This is a genomic window from Kosakonia sp. H02, from assembly GCA_030704225.1.
Classification (GTDB): Bacteria; Pseudomonadota; Gammaproteobacteria; order Enterobacterales; family Enterobacteriaceae; genus Kosakonia.
Map to the genome: position 1 here is coordinate 503,361 of CP131915.1, position 15,464 is coordinate 518,824.

Sequence of the window (15,464 nt, forward strand, 5' to 3'; positions counted from 1 at the left end):
GACATCAGCAACAGGGGCGATAAAAACAGCGTTACTGTTTGCTGACGCTAACATCAATGCCGGGGAAATATTTTTCCGCCAGTTTTTTGATGGTGCCCTCAGCGCGTACTTTATCTATTGCGGCGTCGAGCTGTTTTTTGGTGGCCTCATCACCTTTGCGCAGCCCAAAGCCAATCCCACTGCCGAGGATGGTATCGTCCGATACCGGTTTGCCGATAAAGCCAAACCCTTTACCCTGCGGTTTACTCAGGAAACCTGCCTGCCCCGCCGCCGACATTACCAGTGAGGCGTCAATGCGGCCGTTGAGCAAATCTCCCCATGCCATGTTCTGATCTTTATACGACACCACCGTGACACCGTGCTTTTCCCAGTGCTCTTTGGCGTAGGTTTCCTGGATCGACCCCTGCAACACGCCAATGGTTTTGCCCTTCAGCCCTTCGGCGGTGGCTTCCATTCCGTCGCCGCTCTTGCCGACTAACTGCGACGGAATACGGTAAATCGGCTGAGTAAAATCGATGCTTTTACGCCGTTGGTCGGTAATGTTCATCGCCGAGTTGATGGCATCGAACTTTTTCGCCGTCAGCCCAGGGATCAGCGCATCGAACGACGTTTCCACCCAGCTACACTTCAGTTGAGCGGCTTTGCAAATGGCATTACCCAGTTCGATATCAAACCCTTCCAGTTCACCCGAAGCGTTACGGCTTTCAAACGGCGGGTATTCCGCTTCGACGCCATAGCGCAGTTCGCTTGCGGCGAAGGTGGAGAGTGAGCAGAGCAAACCCATGCCCAGACAGAGTGCTTTTAATTTCATTATCAACGCTCCTTAGCGTGGCTTAATACGACACAGGGCCTGCGCGCCTGCCCTTAACGTCGCCTCATCTTTTGCAAACGAGAGGCGAATCAATTTGTTATCAGTACCATCGGTGTAAAACGCCGACAATGGGATGGTCGCAACGCCGCAATCAACAATCAGCCGTTTGACCATCTCACTGTCGCTTTCATCACTAAAGTGGCTGTAATCCGCCAGCAGGAAAAACGAACCGGCGCTCGGCAGTAAACGAAATGGCGACGCCGCCAGCAACGTTTGCAGCAGGTCGCGTTTACGCTGATAAAAGGCCGCCAGCGACAGCCAGCCTTGCGGGTCGCGCATATGATCGGCGAAGGCATACTGCATGGGTGTATCGGCAGAGAACATCAAAAACTGATGTACTTTACAGATTTCATCCATCAGTTCCGCTGGCGCAACGCAGTAACCCACGCGCCAGCCGGTAACGTGATAGGTCTTACCAAACGACGAAATAATCACGCTACGCTCGGCAAGCTGCGGGTGCGTCGCCATGCCATGATGTGGTTCGCCGTCGAACACCACATGCTCATACACTTCATCGGACAAAATCACGATATCGGTGTTGCGGGTAAGCGCCGCCAGTTGCTCCAGATCGGCGCGGGAGAACACCTGCCCGCTCGGGTTGTGCGGCGTGTTAATGATGATCATCCGTGTGCGGGGCGTAATGGCAGCGCGCACTTCATCCCAGTTCACCGCGAAATCCGGCACCGTCAGCTTAATCGCCACCGGTTTCGCCCCCTGCAACCGCACGATGGGCGCGTAGCTGTCGAATGAGGGTTCAAAATAGATAACTTCGTCGCCCGGATGCACCAGCCCGCTGATGGCTGAATATAACCCCTGGCTGGCGCTGGCGGTGATCAGGATTTCACTATCCACGTCGTAATCTGTGTGATAGAGGTCGGAAATCTTCTGCGCAATGCGCTCTTTTAACGGGCGCAGGCCAGTCATCGCGGCATATTGGTTGTGGTTGTCCTGCATTGCGCGGGTCACACCGTTTATCAATTGCGGATCGCAAGGGAAATTCGGCGCGCCCTGAGAAAGGTTAATCGCTTTATGCTGCGCGGAAAGCTGGCCAATCACGGTAAAAATGGTAGTGCCGACATCAGGTAATTTGGAGCGGGTAGTCACCGGCGTTCGCAACGTCATGTTTAATCCTTTCTCATTAAAAGTGCATAACCATTCAAACCAAAAGCCTGTTGAGCCGACAATCGAATTGTTGTCATAATAGCCATGAATAATTCGCATAGCTGGAGCCACCATGTCGCACCGTTCCCTGCCGCTAAATGCCATTGATGCCTTTCTGGTGACCGCCCGCCATCTCAATCTGACCCATGCCGCAAAAGAACTGTGCCTGACGCAGGGCGCGGTTAGCCGCAAAATCGCCACGCTGGAAAGCTGGTTTGGTTTTCCGCTTTTTGAACGCCATGCGCGGGGGTTGCATTTATCGCCTCAAGGCAGCGTGTTATTGCCGGAGTTGCGCAGCGCTTTTGAATATTTATTGACGGTTGCCGACCAGGCGCGGGCGCAGCAAACGGTGGTCCGGCTGAAAGCGCCGACCTGCGCCATGCGCTGGTTAGTGCCAAGGCTATTGGATCTTGAACAGCGCTACCCGGAGTTACAGGTGGCGCTGACCACCACGACCGATCACACCATTAATTTCAAAACCGAACCTTATGACGCCGCCATTGTGTTTGGTACCCAACTCAGCGCGGGCGATCTGCTGTTTGAGGAAGCATTGACACCCGTGATGAACGCCGCGCTGCCACAACGCAATGCGCTGGAAAAAGCCACATTATTGCACCCGACGCGGGATAAAACCGACTGGTCACTGTGGCTGGCGAAGCAAGCGGAGTTCCAGCCGGGCATGCGGAAAAATCAACATTTCGACACCATGGATCTGGCGATCACCGCCGCTATTCAAGGCTTAGGGATTGCTATCGCCGATGAGACCGTCGTGCAGGAAGATATCCGCGCCGGACGCTTGCTGCGCCCTTTTGCGCTGAGCGTTAAAACCGGCGCCAGTTACCGGCTGGTACTGCGTGAATCACAGCATAAAGCCGCCGGGCTGGCGGCCTTTCGTGAAGGATTATTGGGCGAGGATGCGGCGTGATGGCGTGGCGTATGCGCCTGCATTTTTATGCAAATAAAAGCGTGAATTCTGTCTGGTCCCCCCTTTTAAAGCAAACCGCAACGTCGTTTGCTGCGCTCCTCGGCCTGCCGGTATAGCTCAAATTCGTCGAGTACCGGGCAGCCGAGCGCGGCTTCGAACTGAGCTTTACTGGCGTTACCATGGCTGCGCGTCTGGGTTTCATTGCCGAGATTGGACTGAAAAATCCCGGCCGCGCTGACGGGCAGAAAATCTTCGTAAGTAATAGGTTGGGCCACCAGCCACCCGCGCTCGATCAGCGGCTGCGGATCGTCCCCGGCGCGAATAACCTGCCGATGGGCTTCCCCGGAGGGCGTCAGGCGATAGCGGAACCACGCCAGCTCTTGCTTACGCAACAGCATTTCGCTATCGGGAAAGGCTTTAAACACCTCTTGCAAGTGCAACTGGTGTGTCAGGTTATCTTTGCCCGTCCCGGCGCTGGCCAGCAGTTGATCATAAAGCGCTCGCCCCTTTGCCGTCAGCGCGACGCCGCGCTGTTCTATCTCGCCAAAACGTGCGGTATGCGTGCCCTGATGCTCCCCGCTAAACAAAACAGGTTCATCTAATGCTTTAAAACTGGTCTGGCGCAGCAAAATCGGCACGTCGCGACGCGGCGGCCCTTCTATCAAGATTTTCGGTTCAATGCCGTATTCCGACATCAACGCCTGCACGCGGTCGATATCCAGCGTGCGCGGCGTTAAATGGTTGATATGGCAGCCGGGAAAACAGACCACATCCGCAATCAGACGGTGTTCGTTGTGCAACGCCTGGTAAGTGGGTTCATCGACGGTGGAATGACGATGCCAGCGAAACGTCTCCAGCGCCTCTTGCACAAAGAGCTGCGCCTGCTGTGACGTGAAGCCGCCATTTAACTCATGGACTTCAATCAACTGACGGCAAGCGGGCGTAAAAATATCGCGCTTTGCGAGGATCGCCGCTGCTTTTTCACGCAGACTTTCATTTTCGATCAGTTCCAGGCGCAACAACGACGTGAAAATGCGAAACGGATTACGCGATAACGCCGCATCGTCAATCGGGCGAAACGCAGTGGAGTGCACCGGAACACCTGCCTGCGACAAATCGTAATAGCTGACCGGAAACATCCCCATAATGGCAAACATCCGCCTCAGCGTAGCTAACTCTTCCGCCGTTCCCACGCGGATCGCACCGTGGCGCTCAACGTTGAGCCGGGCCAGTTCATCGGCGTTAGCCAGTTGTTCATGCAGACGCGGATTGTGCTCCAGTACAGCCAGATTCACATCGGCGACCAGTTCCAGCAACGTGCCGTATTGTGGAACTTCCTGCTGATACATTGCCGACATAGCCTGTGAAAATTGTTCCCTGATCTCGTCAGCCGTGATGCTGTACCCCATAGTGTCATCTCTCCAGTCAGTTATCTCTGGAGTGTAGAGAAGGCTTCCCGCGTGCGTGGGGAGAAATTTACAAAGTGTGATCGTGGCAAAAAACGAGCACTTTTTGCTCGCAATCGAGCATAACGAAAGATTATGGAATTGGCGGCGATAAAAACCCTGGCAACATGCAGGTTACGTCACATTGCGCGCAGAATGTGTTTGTAACTTAAGAAGATTAAATGTTAATTATATTTTGCTATCAAGTTATCAAAATTAAACAACTTTACTTGTCACCGGCTCCGCTCAGTTTTTAACATCATCTTATGGAAAAAAAAGGTCTGTTCTCACAGCGCATTCGCCTGCGCCATTTGCATACATTCGTCGCCGTCGCGCAACAAGGAACATTGGGGCGCGCGGCAGAAACCCTTAACCTTAGTCAGCCTGCCCTGTCGAAAACCTTAAATGAGCTTGAGCAGCTCACCGGCTCGCGTCTGTTTGAGCGGGGACGTCTTGGGGCGCAGTTGACACTGATGGGCGAGCAGTTTCTGACCCATGCCGTGCGCGTCCTGGATGCGGTCAACATTGCGGGTCAGTCTCTGACCAACAAAGAAGAGAAAAATAGCGGGCTGATCCGTATCGGCGCATTGCCCACTGCCGCGCTGGGGATTTTGCCAGCGGTGATTGGCCAGCTACACAAGCAGCAGCCGGATATCACGATTCAGGTCGCCACGGTAAACAACCCGATGCTGCTCGCCGGGCTGAAAACGGGTGAACTGGACGTCGGCATCGGGCGGATGTCTGATCCTGACCTGATGTGCGGTTTAAACTATGAGCTACTGTTTCTTGAATCACTGAAACTGGTGGTACGCCCACGTCACCCGCTACTGCAAAACACCGTTACGCTAAGCCGTGTGCTGGAGTGGCCAGTGGTGGTGCTGCCGCAAGGCACGGTGCCACGACAAAATGCCGAAGATTTACTTGCCAGCCAGAACTGCACGCTGCCCTCCGGCTGTATCGAAACACTGTCGGCATCGTTATCGCGCCAGCTTACTGTCGAATACGATTATGTGTGGTTTGTGCCCTCGGGCGCGGTGAAAGATGATTTGCGCCTCGGCTCACTGGTAGCGCTGCCTGTTCATCCGCCCGGTATCGGCGATCCGATTGGCATTATCACCCGCGTTGATGCTCCCTTGTCACCCGCGGCGCATACCTTAATCAGCTTTATTCGTAAAACGCTGCCAGATTGATGCTGAGGATAAAGAGAGAGGCCCTTACGGGCCTCTTTTTTATCAGAACGTTTCCCAGTTATCGCCATTTGTCAGCACAGGACGCTGCGGCGTAAACGGTTTTGCTGTCGGCGATGATGAGCTGCTCTGCGGCAGTGGTTCGCTGCCCGTCAGGCGGAACGCGCGCACCGCTTCGGTCAGGCGCGCGGCCTGTTCTTCCAAAGAGGTAGCGGCAGCGGAGGCTTCTTCAACCAGCGAGGCGTTCTGCTGTGTCACGTTGTCCATCTCTGTAATGGCCTGGCTTACTTGCGTAATGCCTTTGCTCTGTTCATCCGACGCGGCGGCGATTTCCAGCATGATATCGGTGACGCGTTTCACGGCAGTCACGATCTCATCCATCGTATCCCCGGCGGAGACCACTTCCCCGGAGCCTTGTTCAATCAGGCTAACGGATTCGCTGATCAGCGCTTCGATCTCTTTCGCGGCCTGCGCACTGCGGCTTGCCAGGGTGCGAACTTCGCTGGCGACCACCGCAAAGCCACGGCCCTGCTCACCGGCACGGGCAGCCTCAACGGCGGCGTTCAATGCGAGGATGTTGGTCTGGAACGCGATGCTGTTAATCACGGCGGTGATTTCAGAAATTTTGCGCGAACTGGTGCTGATATTGCCCATGGTTTGCACCACGCCGGAAACAATCTGCCCGCCTTTGGTTGCTTTGCCGGACGCATCGCGCGCCAGGCCGCTGGCATGATGCGCATTGTCGGCGTTCTGTTTCACCGTAGCCGTAAGTTGTTCCATGCTGGCGGCGGTCTCTTCAATCGCCGCCGCCTGCTGCTCGGTTCGGGAAGAGAGATCGGTATTACCGGCAGAGATTTCGCTGGTGCCGCGATAGATCTCTTCCGCACCCTGACGCACGGTGGCAACGGTGGTGACCAGTGAGTGCTGCATGGCTTGCAGATCGCTGCTTAAACGGCCGATTTCACTGCGCCCTGTTGGTTCATCGGCGACCGTTAAATCGCCGGAGGCAATGCGTGAAATGCGCTGGGCTGCACGTTGCAGCGGGTTGATCACCACACGGCGCAGCACGGTAAAGGTGATGATGGTTAAGACCAGTGCAAAGGCAAACGCGGCCGCCATAAACATCAGCCCAAGCTGAGTGCGGCTGTGCGCCATTTCACCCAGATGCTCTGCACGCGCAGTACGGATCTCAATCGCCTTCAGTAGAACGACGTTATAAGCGTCATCCAGTTGGCGCGCTTGTTCACTTTCGTGGTTGATAATCGCTTCGAACATGCCGTTTTTGGCGTATTTCAGCATCGGCTGCATACCCGCCATGTAAGCGTTAAAACGGGTGGTAAGGTCCGCGTCGAGCGCCATGTCGGCATCGGTTTTCACCGCGCGACTCATATATTGCTTAAAGCCATCCTGCGATTGCCCGATGCGTTTTTCCGCTTCAGCCACGTTTTTTTTCATATCGTCCATTTCGGCAATACGGCTTGCCGCGCCAGCATGGATCAATTTAAGACGTGCTATGCGTAAGTTGTTAGAACTATTAGATAATCCCATACGAACCTGGATTTCCTGGGTCACGTCTTGCTGGTCGCGATCCGCTTGCATCAGGAAATAGCCTGCCAGACCAGAACTTAAAGCAAATAGCACCAGAATGCCGCTAAGGATGGAGGAAAACAGGGGAACCAATCGAATATTGTGCATAAAACCAATGCCTTGTGTTTTTTGCATCGCTGCTTTGTTATCCATGGCTATCGACTCTCATATTTGTCTGATACGTACAACAGGAATGATATATAGGCATCGGCAATAATTGGATTTTTCTTATGGCGAAAATCGATAGGGCGGTCACAGATTTGGAGTTTGGTAGCGCCAGCGGTGACACCGCTGGCGTGAGGCAGGATTAGTTTTCGCCGAAATGAATGACGGTACGGATGGATTTGCCTTCATGCATCAGATCAAACGCCTCGTTGATCTTATCCAGTGGTAAGCGGTGAGTGATAAACGGATCGAGGCGAATTTTGCCAGCCATGGCGTCTTCAACCATGCCCGGCAACTGGCTACGGCCTTTCACACCGCCAAAAGCGGAACCGCGCCATACGCGGCCGGTGACCAACTGGAACGGACGGGTGCTGATCTCCTGGCCTGCGCCCGCCACGCCGATAATGACGCTTTCACCCCACCCTTTGTGGCAGCACTCCAGCGCAGCACGCATGACATTCACATTACCGATGCATTCAAAGCTGAAGTCGACGCCGCCGTCGGTCATTTCCACAATCACGTCCTGGATCGGGCGATCGTGATCTTTTGGATTGATAAAGTCAGTCGCGCCCATCTCTTTTGCCAGCGCAAACTTATCCGGGTTGGTGTCGATCGCCAGAATACGCCCGGCTTTCGCCTGCACTGCGCCCTGAATCGCGGCCAGACCAATACCACCGAGGCCGAAAATCGCCACGGTATCGCCCTCTTTCACTTTTGCGGTGTTGTGTACCGCCCCGATGCCGGTCGTGACGCCGCAACCGAGCAGGCAAACTTTGTCCAGCGGCGCTTGCTCGTTAACTTTCGCCAGCGAGATTTCAGCACAAACGGTGTATTCACTGAAAGTACTGGTGCCCATGTAGTGGTAGAGAGGTTCGCCATTATAGGAAAAACGGGTGGTGCCGTCCGGCATCAGTCCTTTGCCCTGGGTGGCGCGAACGGCCTGGCACAGGTTGGTTTTGCCGGATTTACAGAATTTACACTCGCCACATTCGGCGGTGTACAGCGGAATAACATGGTCGCCCGGCTTGACACTGGTGACGCCCTCGCCCACTTCGACAACGATACCGCCGCCTTCGTGGCCCAGCACCGCCGGGAATACGCCTTCCGGATCGTCACCCGATAAGGTAAACGCATCGGTATGGCAAACGCCGGTGTGGGTAATGCGCACCAGTACTTCACCTTTTTTCGGCGGCGCAACGTCGATCTCAACGATTTTGAGCGGTTGGCCTGGCCCGAAGGCCACAGCTGCACGTGATTTCATCTGTCTTTTCCTTTTTATGAGTACGGTGTTGCTTATTTTAGATAAGAGCGCAAAAGATGGCCGACTTCTGCCATGCGAACCGCGCGCTGATCGGCGGTGGTATCCCCCGCGACCAGCTCGTCTTTAAGGTGAATTTCAACCATTTCGCCCATCAGACCATTGGCTGCGCCGCGTACTGCGGCGATTTGTTGCAAAATCGCGATACACGGTTCGCCGCTTTCCAGCGCACGCTCCAGCGCATCAACCTGACCACGAATGCGCCGCACCCGTGTCAGAACTCGTTTTTTGTCTTCAGGTGAATGGGGCATGAAACCTCCTGGATACTGTAGGGGGGTATGGTACAGGAGGCAGTCTTTTACTGTAAACGTTAGATTTTATGGGGGTATCAATGAATATATTTTTGCTTGCGAATCACGGGCTATATGCATGATCACCAGGTATCGCTGAATTTAATTGATACAGTTATTTTATCAGTGAGAATTATAATTTATCCCCACAGTAACTATGGTCACATCAAATAATTGTATATATCACCGCCAGTTATGGCTCCCTTCGCATTCCTTCGTAAAATTAATTAAATATTACTCTTACTTGCTAAAATGAACTTAAATTAAATTTTTTCACTTAGGTTCTTTCGATAATGTTTGCTAAGATTCTTCTTAGTGAATTAGCGAATATTAAGTAAGGAAGATGTATGCGCTGGAATATTACGGATATGTTAGTTTCCCCGACCACCGGAACGGCATTTGCTGTTGCCCGAACGCTGAACAACAAAGCGCTGATTATCTGGTACAGAGGTGACTATTTCCTACGCCCCGGAGATTTATTACTTACTGATTTGAAAGGAATTATAATCGAAGGCAGAATGCGGGACTTCAAAGTTATTCATACCATGCCCTATTTCCCAACTATCTGGAATACATTAAAAAAGAGTTGCCGATGTCCTGGTAATGATAATATTTCTTTGCGTGAATGTAATAATCAAGAAGGCTGCTTATTTGAACTGTGTCCGTATGGCATTAAAAAGTTTCTGAACTGACAAGCGGGAAAATATATTATATTGCCAAAACAGCGCTATATTGCGCGAATAATAGCCCGATGAAGAATTTTCATCGGGCCAGTAATTAACGTTTTAGCGGTTTACCTGCCGTTTCATTGGCGCGAAGTACGGTAAGGAAAGTAATGAGTGCCGCGCCCATAACATAAAACGCAGGCGAAAATTTATCGCCGGTGCTGGTAATGAGATACGCGGAGAACCAGGGGGTGATACCGCCGAAAAAAGCGACAGCAAAGTTATAAGCAATGGAAAGACCGCCGTAGCGCACACTGGTCGGAAAGAGCTCCGCCATCGCTGCCGTACAGGCGCCGTCAAAGGCAGCGATAAATGCACCGAGCATGACCATTGCCAGCACCGCCGAAAGCACATCGCCGTTAGCCATCACCATCATCGCCGGATAACTGAGCAGAATAAATCCGGCACAGCCCGCCAGCATCAACGGCTTGCGCCCGAATTTATCGGACAGATAGCCCATAAACGGCACCAGCACGGCAACGGAAAACAGGCCTATCGTCGTGATGGCGTAAGCATGCAGTTTGCTGAAATGCAGCTCAGTAGCGAGATAGCTCGGCATAAACGTTTGCAGCGTCCAGTGCCCGACCGCTTTGATCACCACAAAACCCACGCAGAATAACAACGCGCCCCAGGCGGTGGTTACCGCTTTACGCAGCGGCGCGGCTTCTGTTTGGCCGTTCTTCATGGCATCGATAAATTCCGGCGAATCTTCCAGATGTTTTCGCAGATACAACCCTACCCAACCGAGCGGCCCGGCGATCAAAAAGGGAATGCGCCAGCCCCAGTCGCTCATCGCGCTTTCACCCAGCGTGGCGGTAAGCAGAAAAACCAATCCGGAGCCGACGACAAACGCCATAAAACCAAAGTTATCGATCCAGCAGGTAAAGTAGCCGCGCCGCGCCGTCGGTGCATATTCCGCCAGGTACGTTGTTGCGCCAGAGCTTTCACCGCCCGCCGCAAACCCCTGCACGAGGCGCGTTATCACCAGCAGCACCGTTGCGGTAATACCCACCTGATGATATGTCGGGAGCAGGCCCATCACGAAGGTCGCGCCCGAGGTCAGCAAAATCACCGTCGCCAGCACCTTTTGCCGCCCTTTACGATCCCCCAGCGAACCGAAGAACAACCCGCCAAGCGGGCGCATCACAAAGCCTGCGCCGAATACCGCGAAGGAGGAAAGCAGCGCTACGCTGGCATTTTCCGCCTGGAAAAATTGCAGGCCAATAATGGCCGCCAGCGTGCCGTACAGCCCAAAGTCAAACCATTCAACAAAGTGACCGATGCCGGTAGCGAGCAGCACTTTGCGTAATTTACGCGCGCCGCCGGCTTGTTCCTGCACCGCCGCGCGATCGAGTGATTCCTGAACTGGCTGTGTCATTTTCCCCTCCCACCCTCGATGGTGTTTCTATTATAGATATACTATCTATACGGGTTGTACGAATTCAGCACAGCACAGATGGCGGAAAATGTGATTTCCACCCGGCTTTTATCCATGAAAAAACCGACAGGATCACATTTTGTCCGCATAGGAGGATAAGAAAACCGATGTCAGCCCCGCTTTCGCGGCATCATGCGCAGCAACGTATTGTCTTTGAAAATGTAATGGTGCAACAACGCAGCGGCGGTATGCAGGCCAATCACGAAGTAACCGAGCGTCGCCAGCAGTTCATGATATTCCTTTAATGTATCAACCAAATCAAAGTTAGCCTCGGCGGCATGCGGCATCACAATGCCAAAAGCAATCCATGGACCGCCACGGTTGTACATCATCAGCAAGCCGAGGATCGGCAAGGCGATAAACAGCAGATAAATCACCAGATGACCGAGATGCGCGAGGCCGGTCATCATCGCAGAAGGTTTTGGTTCAATCGGCGGAGCCGGATTTTTCAGTCTGACCAGCAGGCGCGCCACCATCAGCACCAGAATCGAGATACCGCAGGAGACGTGAACGATGTTGAAGTATGGGCGGTAGCTGCGCGGCGCGAACCCACGAAACTCCATGGCGCAGTAAGCTCCAATCACCAACAGCGCCACCAGCCAGTGAATGGCAATTTGTAAGCGGGAATAGTTGCTACGCATAAAAACACCTCAAACGAACGGATCGGCCTTCAACATAGCGAGCTTTGCTTAAAAATTCATTAAGTTTTCTTTATCGTTTTTCAGCAACTTAGCCTTTGATGAATGCTATTTATTTGCCCAATACCGTGAGCCAGGTTATCACTGATCTAATGCAAAACAATGAGTGGCGACATCCAGACAGGAGTAAATCATGAGTAAAATTGGCATCAACGGGTTTGGTCGTATTGGCCGCCTGGTATTACGACGTTTGCTGGAAACCAACAGCGGCGCGGAAGTGGTGGCGATCAATGACCTGACTTCCCCCAAAGTCCTGGCCTATTTGTTGAAGCATGATTCGAACTATGGCCCTTTCCCCTGGAGCGTGGATTTTACCGAAGATGCCCTGATCGTCGACGGCAAAACCATCACCGTGTATGCCGAAAAAGAGGCGAAACATATTCCGTGGCGCAGCGCCGGAGCGGAGATCATTATCGAATCGACGGGTTTCTATACCTCACGCGAGAAAGCGCAGGCGCACATTGAGGCCGGCGCGACAAAAGTGCTGATCTCGGCGCCTGCCGGCGAGATGAAAACCGTGGTGTATAACGTCAATGACGACACTATCGATGCGCAGGACACGATTATTTCCGTGGCGTCCTGCACCACAAACTGCCTGGCGCCAATGGCGAAAGCCCTGCATGACAGCTTTGGTATTAAAGCAGGCACCATGACCACCATTCACGCTTATACCGGCACGCAAGCGTTGGTCGATGGCCCGCGAGGCAAAGACCTGCGGGCGTCGCGCGCGGCGGCGGAAAATATCATTCCTCACACCACCGGCGCGGCGAAAGCCATTGGCCTGGTGATCCCGGCGCTGAGCGGTAAGTTAAAAGGCCATGCCCAGCGCGTGCCGGTGAAAACCGGTTCCGTTACCGAACTGGTGTCGATTTTAGAGAAAAAAGTAACCGTGGATGAGATCCACCAGGCGCTGAAAAACGCCACGGATAACAACGAATCGTTCGGTTACACCGATGACGATATTGTCTCTTCCGATGTGATTGGCAGTCAGTTTGGTTCGGTGTTTGATGCCACGCAGACCGAAATCACCGAAGTGGGCGATATTCAGTTGGTCAAAACCGTTGCCTGGTATGACAACGAATACGGTTTTGTCACCCAACTGGTGCGGGTGCTGGAGAAATTTCGCGCGCTTTAACGTTCTGCCGGTTGGCGTTATGCAATTTTGGGATTTTGGAGATACGGTGTGCAAAACCTCACCCCGGAAAAGTTATTGAAATTAATGGACGAGGCGGTGCAGCGCGCCACCACCTTTCCCGTCTGGCCGCAGGGAGAAGCACCAGGCGCCCGCGTCAGTCCGGTCCGTTTTCAGCTTGAAGAAAAACACACGGGTCCCTCGCCTTTTGACCGCTCCGTCACCGGCGTTCGCGCGCCGGAAATTACCGTCTACGCACCGCGAAACCCAAATGGCGTCGGCATCCTGGTGACGCCTGGCGGCTCCTATCGTCGCGTCGTGTTAGATAAAGAAGGCAGCGCACTGGCACCCGTTTTCACGGCGCGAGGCTACACCTTATTCGTGATGACCTACCGTTTTCCGGCTGACGGACACGAAGAAGGCGCAGATGCGCCGCTGGCCGATGTGCAGCGCGCCATGCGGGTTATCCGCGCGCGGGCTGAAGAGTGGCGCATCGATCCTGCACGTCTCGGCATTATGGGGTTTTCCGCAGGCGGCCACGTGGCGGCAAGCCTCGGGACGCGCTATCACGAACAGGTTTACCCTCCACTTGATGCGATGGATGAACAGAGCGCCCGCCCGGCGTTTATGGCGCTGGTTTACCCGGTTATCACTATGCACGCCGAGATTGATCACCCAATGTCACGCCAGCAACTGATTGGCGATACGCCTTCTGAGGAACAGATCCGCCGCTATTCTGCCGAGCAAAGGGCGACGCGCGAGACGCCACCGACGTTTTTGCTCCATGCGGTGGACGATCCGGCGGTCAACGTGGAAAACAGCGTGGTAATGTTCAGCGCCCTGCGCCGCCTTGGCGTGCCGGTGGAAATGCATCTGTTTGAGCGGGGAGAACACGGTTTCGGCATTCGCGATGCGCTGGGATTACCGGTGGCGATTTGGCCAGAGTTGATGATGGCGTGGATAGCGACAAAAGTGTGAAACGCGCCCCCGACTGATGCGGGGGCACAGTTTTCAGGATTGCAGATAAACCATCTGCGTTTGCAGATACTCATTCAGGCCGTGGCGTCCATCCGCCCCGCCGATACCCGATTTACGCCAGCCAGCATGGAAGCCTTGCATCGCTTCGAAGTTCTCGCGGTTGATATAGGTTTCGCCAAATTTCAATCCGCGCACCGCTTTCATGGCGCTATTCAGATCGCGGGTGTAGACCGATGACGTCAGCCCGTAATCGCTGTCATTGGCCATCGCCAGCGCCTCATCAAGGGTATCGAACGCGACCACCGGCAGCACCGGGCCGAAGGTCTCTTCATGCATGATCGCCATCTCCTGTTTGACATCCAACAGCAGCGTTGGCGGGTAGAAATAACCTTTGCCTTCAACCGCCCTGCCGCCCAGCGCCACGCGCGCGCCTTCTGATACTGCACGCGCCACTTTCTGCTCGACGCGCTCGAGCGCAGCGGCATTGATCAGCGGCCCCATCGCAATATCGCTACGCTGTGCCGGGTCGCCAAACTGCACCGCTTTCATCGCCTCGCCAAGACGGTTTACAAACCGATCGTAAATGCCTTTTTGCACATAGACGCGCTCGGCGCAGTTACACACCTGCCCGGTGTTGATCACGCGGGAATCGACAATCGCTTTTATCGCCAGTTCCAGATCGGCATCGTCCAGCACAATCGCTGGCGCTTTTCCGCCCAGTTCAAGGCACACTTTGGTGATGTTTTTCGCCGCTGCGGCCATGATTTTTTCGCCCGCGACGACGCTTCCGGTCATGCTGACCATCGCCACTTTCGGGTTGCCCGCCAGCTCCTGGCCCACGGTTTCCCCGCGCCCGAGCACCAGGTTAAAGACACCTTTCGGTAGGCCGACCTGCTCGACGATTTTGGCAAAGGCCACGGCGTTATTCGGCGTAAATTCACTCGGCTTGATAACAATCGTATTGCCCGTAATTAATGCTGGCGCCATTTTGCGGGCAATCAGGAAGAACGGAAAGTTCCACGGCAGAATGCCGGTAGTGACGCCCAGCGGACGTTTAAAGACAAAGATATTTTCGTTGGGGCGATCGCTTTGCAGGATCTCACCTTCATAGCGGCGCGCCCACTCGGCCATATAGTCGATGTAATCGGCGGTAAAGGAGACTTCCACGTCCGCCAGTTGCTGGATTTTGCCGCCTTCGGCAACGATTAAGGCGCTTATCTCGCGGGCATTTTCGCGGATCCCGGCTGCGATTTTGCGCAGCCAACCAGCGCGCTCAATGGCCGGTAGCGCTTCCCACGCGGGCTGAGCGCGTTCAGCGGCGTCGATGGCGTTACGGGCATCTTCCGCGCTGCCGTCGGGAATGCGCGACAGGATCTCCTCCGTCGCGGGGTTAACGACATCGAGCCATTTATCGCCCTGCCAGCTAACGAATTGCCCATCGATAAACATCGGGTGTTGTACGGGTGCCGTCATAACCTGCTCCTGTAATAGCATTGTTTTTAACAAGTGAATTCGCTGTTAAAAATTTATCTTTATGCGGCAGA

General features: G+C 54.1%; 14 protein-coding genes. 5 read left to right on the top strand and 9 right to left on the bottom strand.

The features are described 5' to 3' along the window. Positions 1-31 precede the first annotated feature (31 nt). Positions 32-811 carry a transporter substrate-binding domain-containing protein gene (locus Q5705_02415; protein ID WLI77439.1) on the bottom strand — a complete coding sequence of 260 codons (780 nt, stop codon included), beginning with the start codon at positions 809-811 and terminating at the stop codon, positions 32-34. 12 nt (positions 812-823) lie between these two features. Further along, positions 824-1,993, bottom strand: a complete 1,170-nt coding sequence (locus Q5705_02420; GenBank protein WLI77440.1) for a pyridoxal phosphate-dependent aminotransferase — start codon at positions 1,991-1,993, stop codon at positions 824-826. Positions 1,994-2,105: 112 nt separating this feature from the next. Here Q5705_02420 and Q5705_02425 point away from each other — a divergent pair, with 112 nt between their 5' ends. Next, positions 2,106-2,957 (top strand): LysR substrate-binding domain-containing protein, encoded by an 852-nt coding sequence (locus Q5705_02425; GenBank protein WLI77441.1) that lies wholly within the window; start codon positions 2,106-2,108, stop codon positions 2,955-2,957. Positions 2,958-3,022: 65 nt separating this feature from the next. On the opposite strand, the gene Q5705_02430 is transcribed toward Q5705_02425, so the two are convergent. Further along, positions 3,023-4,366: a VOC family protein gene (locus tag Q5705_02430; GenBank protein ID WLI77442.1), complete on the bottom strand. Its 1,344-nt coding sequence runs from the start codon at positions 4,364-4,366 to the stop codon at positions 3,023-3,025. A 302-nt stretch (positions 4,367-4,668) separates the two neighbouring features. Here Q5705_02430 and Q5705_02435 point away from each other — a divergent pair, with 302 nt between their 5' ends. Beyond that, the gene (locus Q5705_02435) at positions 4,669-5,592 is read left to right on the top strand and encodes a LysR substrate-binding domain-containing protein (GenBank protein ID WLI77443.1); all 924 of its coding nucleotides are present in this window, start codon (positions 4,669-4,671) and stop codon (positions 5,590-5,592) included. A gap of 42 nt (positions 5,593-5,634) precedes the next feature. On the opposite strand, the gene Q5705_02440 is transcribed toward Q5705_02435, so the two are convergent. The 3 genes from Q5705_02440 to Q5705_02450 all read right to left on the bottom strand — a co-directional run bounded on the left by Q5705_02440 (position 5,635) and on the right by Q5705_02450 (position 8,910). Further along, a complete protein-coding gene (locus tag Q5705_02440) occupies positions 5,635-7,329 on the bottom strand; it encodes a methyl-accepting chemotaxis protein (protein WLI77444.1) in 1,695 nt (564 codons plus the stop codon). 154 nt (positions 7,330-7,483) lie between these two features. Then, positions 7,484-8,602, bottom strand: a complete 1,119-nt coding sequence (locus Q5705_02445) for an S-(hydroxymethyl)glutathione dehydrogenase/class III alcohol dehydrogenase (GenBank protein ID WLI77445.1) — start codon at positions 8,600-8,602, stop codon at positions 7,484-7,486. Between the two features lie 32 nt (positions 8,603-8,634). Continuing rightward, complete coding sequence (locus Q5705_02450; GenBank protein WLI77446.1) at positions 8,635-8,910, bottom strand: metal/formaldehyde-sensitive transcriptional repressor; 276 nt, start codon at positions 8,908-8,910, stop codon at positions 8,635-8,637. A gap of 386 nt (positions 8,911-9,296) precedes the next feature. Between Q5705_02450 and Q5705_02455 the strand changes: the two genes are divergently transcribed. Next, a complete protein-coding gene (locus Q5705_02455) occupies positions 9,297-9,641 on the top strand; it encodes an anti-adapter protein iraM (protein ID WLI77447.1) in 345 nt (114 codons plus the stop codon). An 85-nt stretch (positions 9,642-9,726) separates the two neighbouring features. On the opposite strand, the gene Q5705_02460 is transcribed toward Q5705_02455, so the two are convergent. Together Q5705_02460 and cybB are read right to left on the bottom strand one after the other, a co-directional pair. Then, positions 9,727-11,052 carry an MFS transporter gene (locus tag Q5705_02460; GenBank protein WLI77448.1) on the bottom strand — a complete coding sequence of 442 codons (1,326 nt, stop codon included), beginning with the start codon at positions 11,050-11,052 and terminating at the stop codon, positions 9,727-9,729. Between the two features lie 170 nt (positions 11,053-11,222). Continuing rightward, positions 11,223-11,753, bottom strand: a complete 531-nt coding sequence (gene cybB / locus Q5705_02465) for a cytochrome b561 (GenBank protein ID WLI77449.1) — start codon at positions 11,751-11,753, stop codon at positions 11,223-11,225. A 190-nt stretch (positions 11,754-11,943) separates the two neighbouring features. Between cybB and gap the strand changes: the two genes are divergently transcribed. Together gap and Q5705_02475 are read left to right on the top strand one after the other, a co-directional pair. Continuing rightward, positions 11,944-12,945, top strand: a complete 1,002-nt coding sequence (gap, locus tag Q5705_02470) for a type I glyceraldehyde-3-phosphate dehydrogenase (protein ID WLI77450.1) — start codon at positions 11,944-11,946, stop codon at positions 12,943-12,945. Positions 12,946-12,993: 48 nt separating this feature from the next. Next, a complete protein-coding gene (locus Q5705_02475; protein ID WLI77451.1) occupies positions 12,994-13,920 on the top strand; it encodes an alpha/beta hydrolase in 927 nt (308 codons plus the stop codon). A 33-nt stretch (positions 13,921-13,953) separates the two neighbouring features. Here the strand turns inward: Q5705_02475 and aldA are convergent, their stop codons facing one another. Then, the gene (gene aldA, locus Q5705_02480) at positions 13,954-15,393 is read right to left on the bottom strand and encodes an aldehyde dehydrogenase (GenBank protein WLI77452.1); all 1,440 of its coding nucleotides are present in this window, start codon (positions 15,391-15,393) and stop codon (positions 13,954-13,956) included. Positions 15,394-15,464 lie beyond the last annotated feature (71 nt).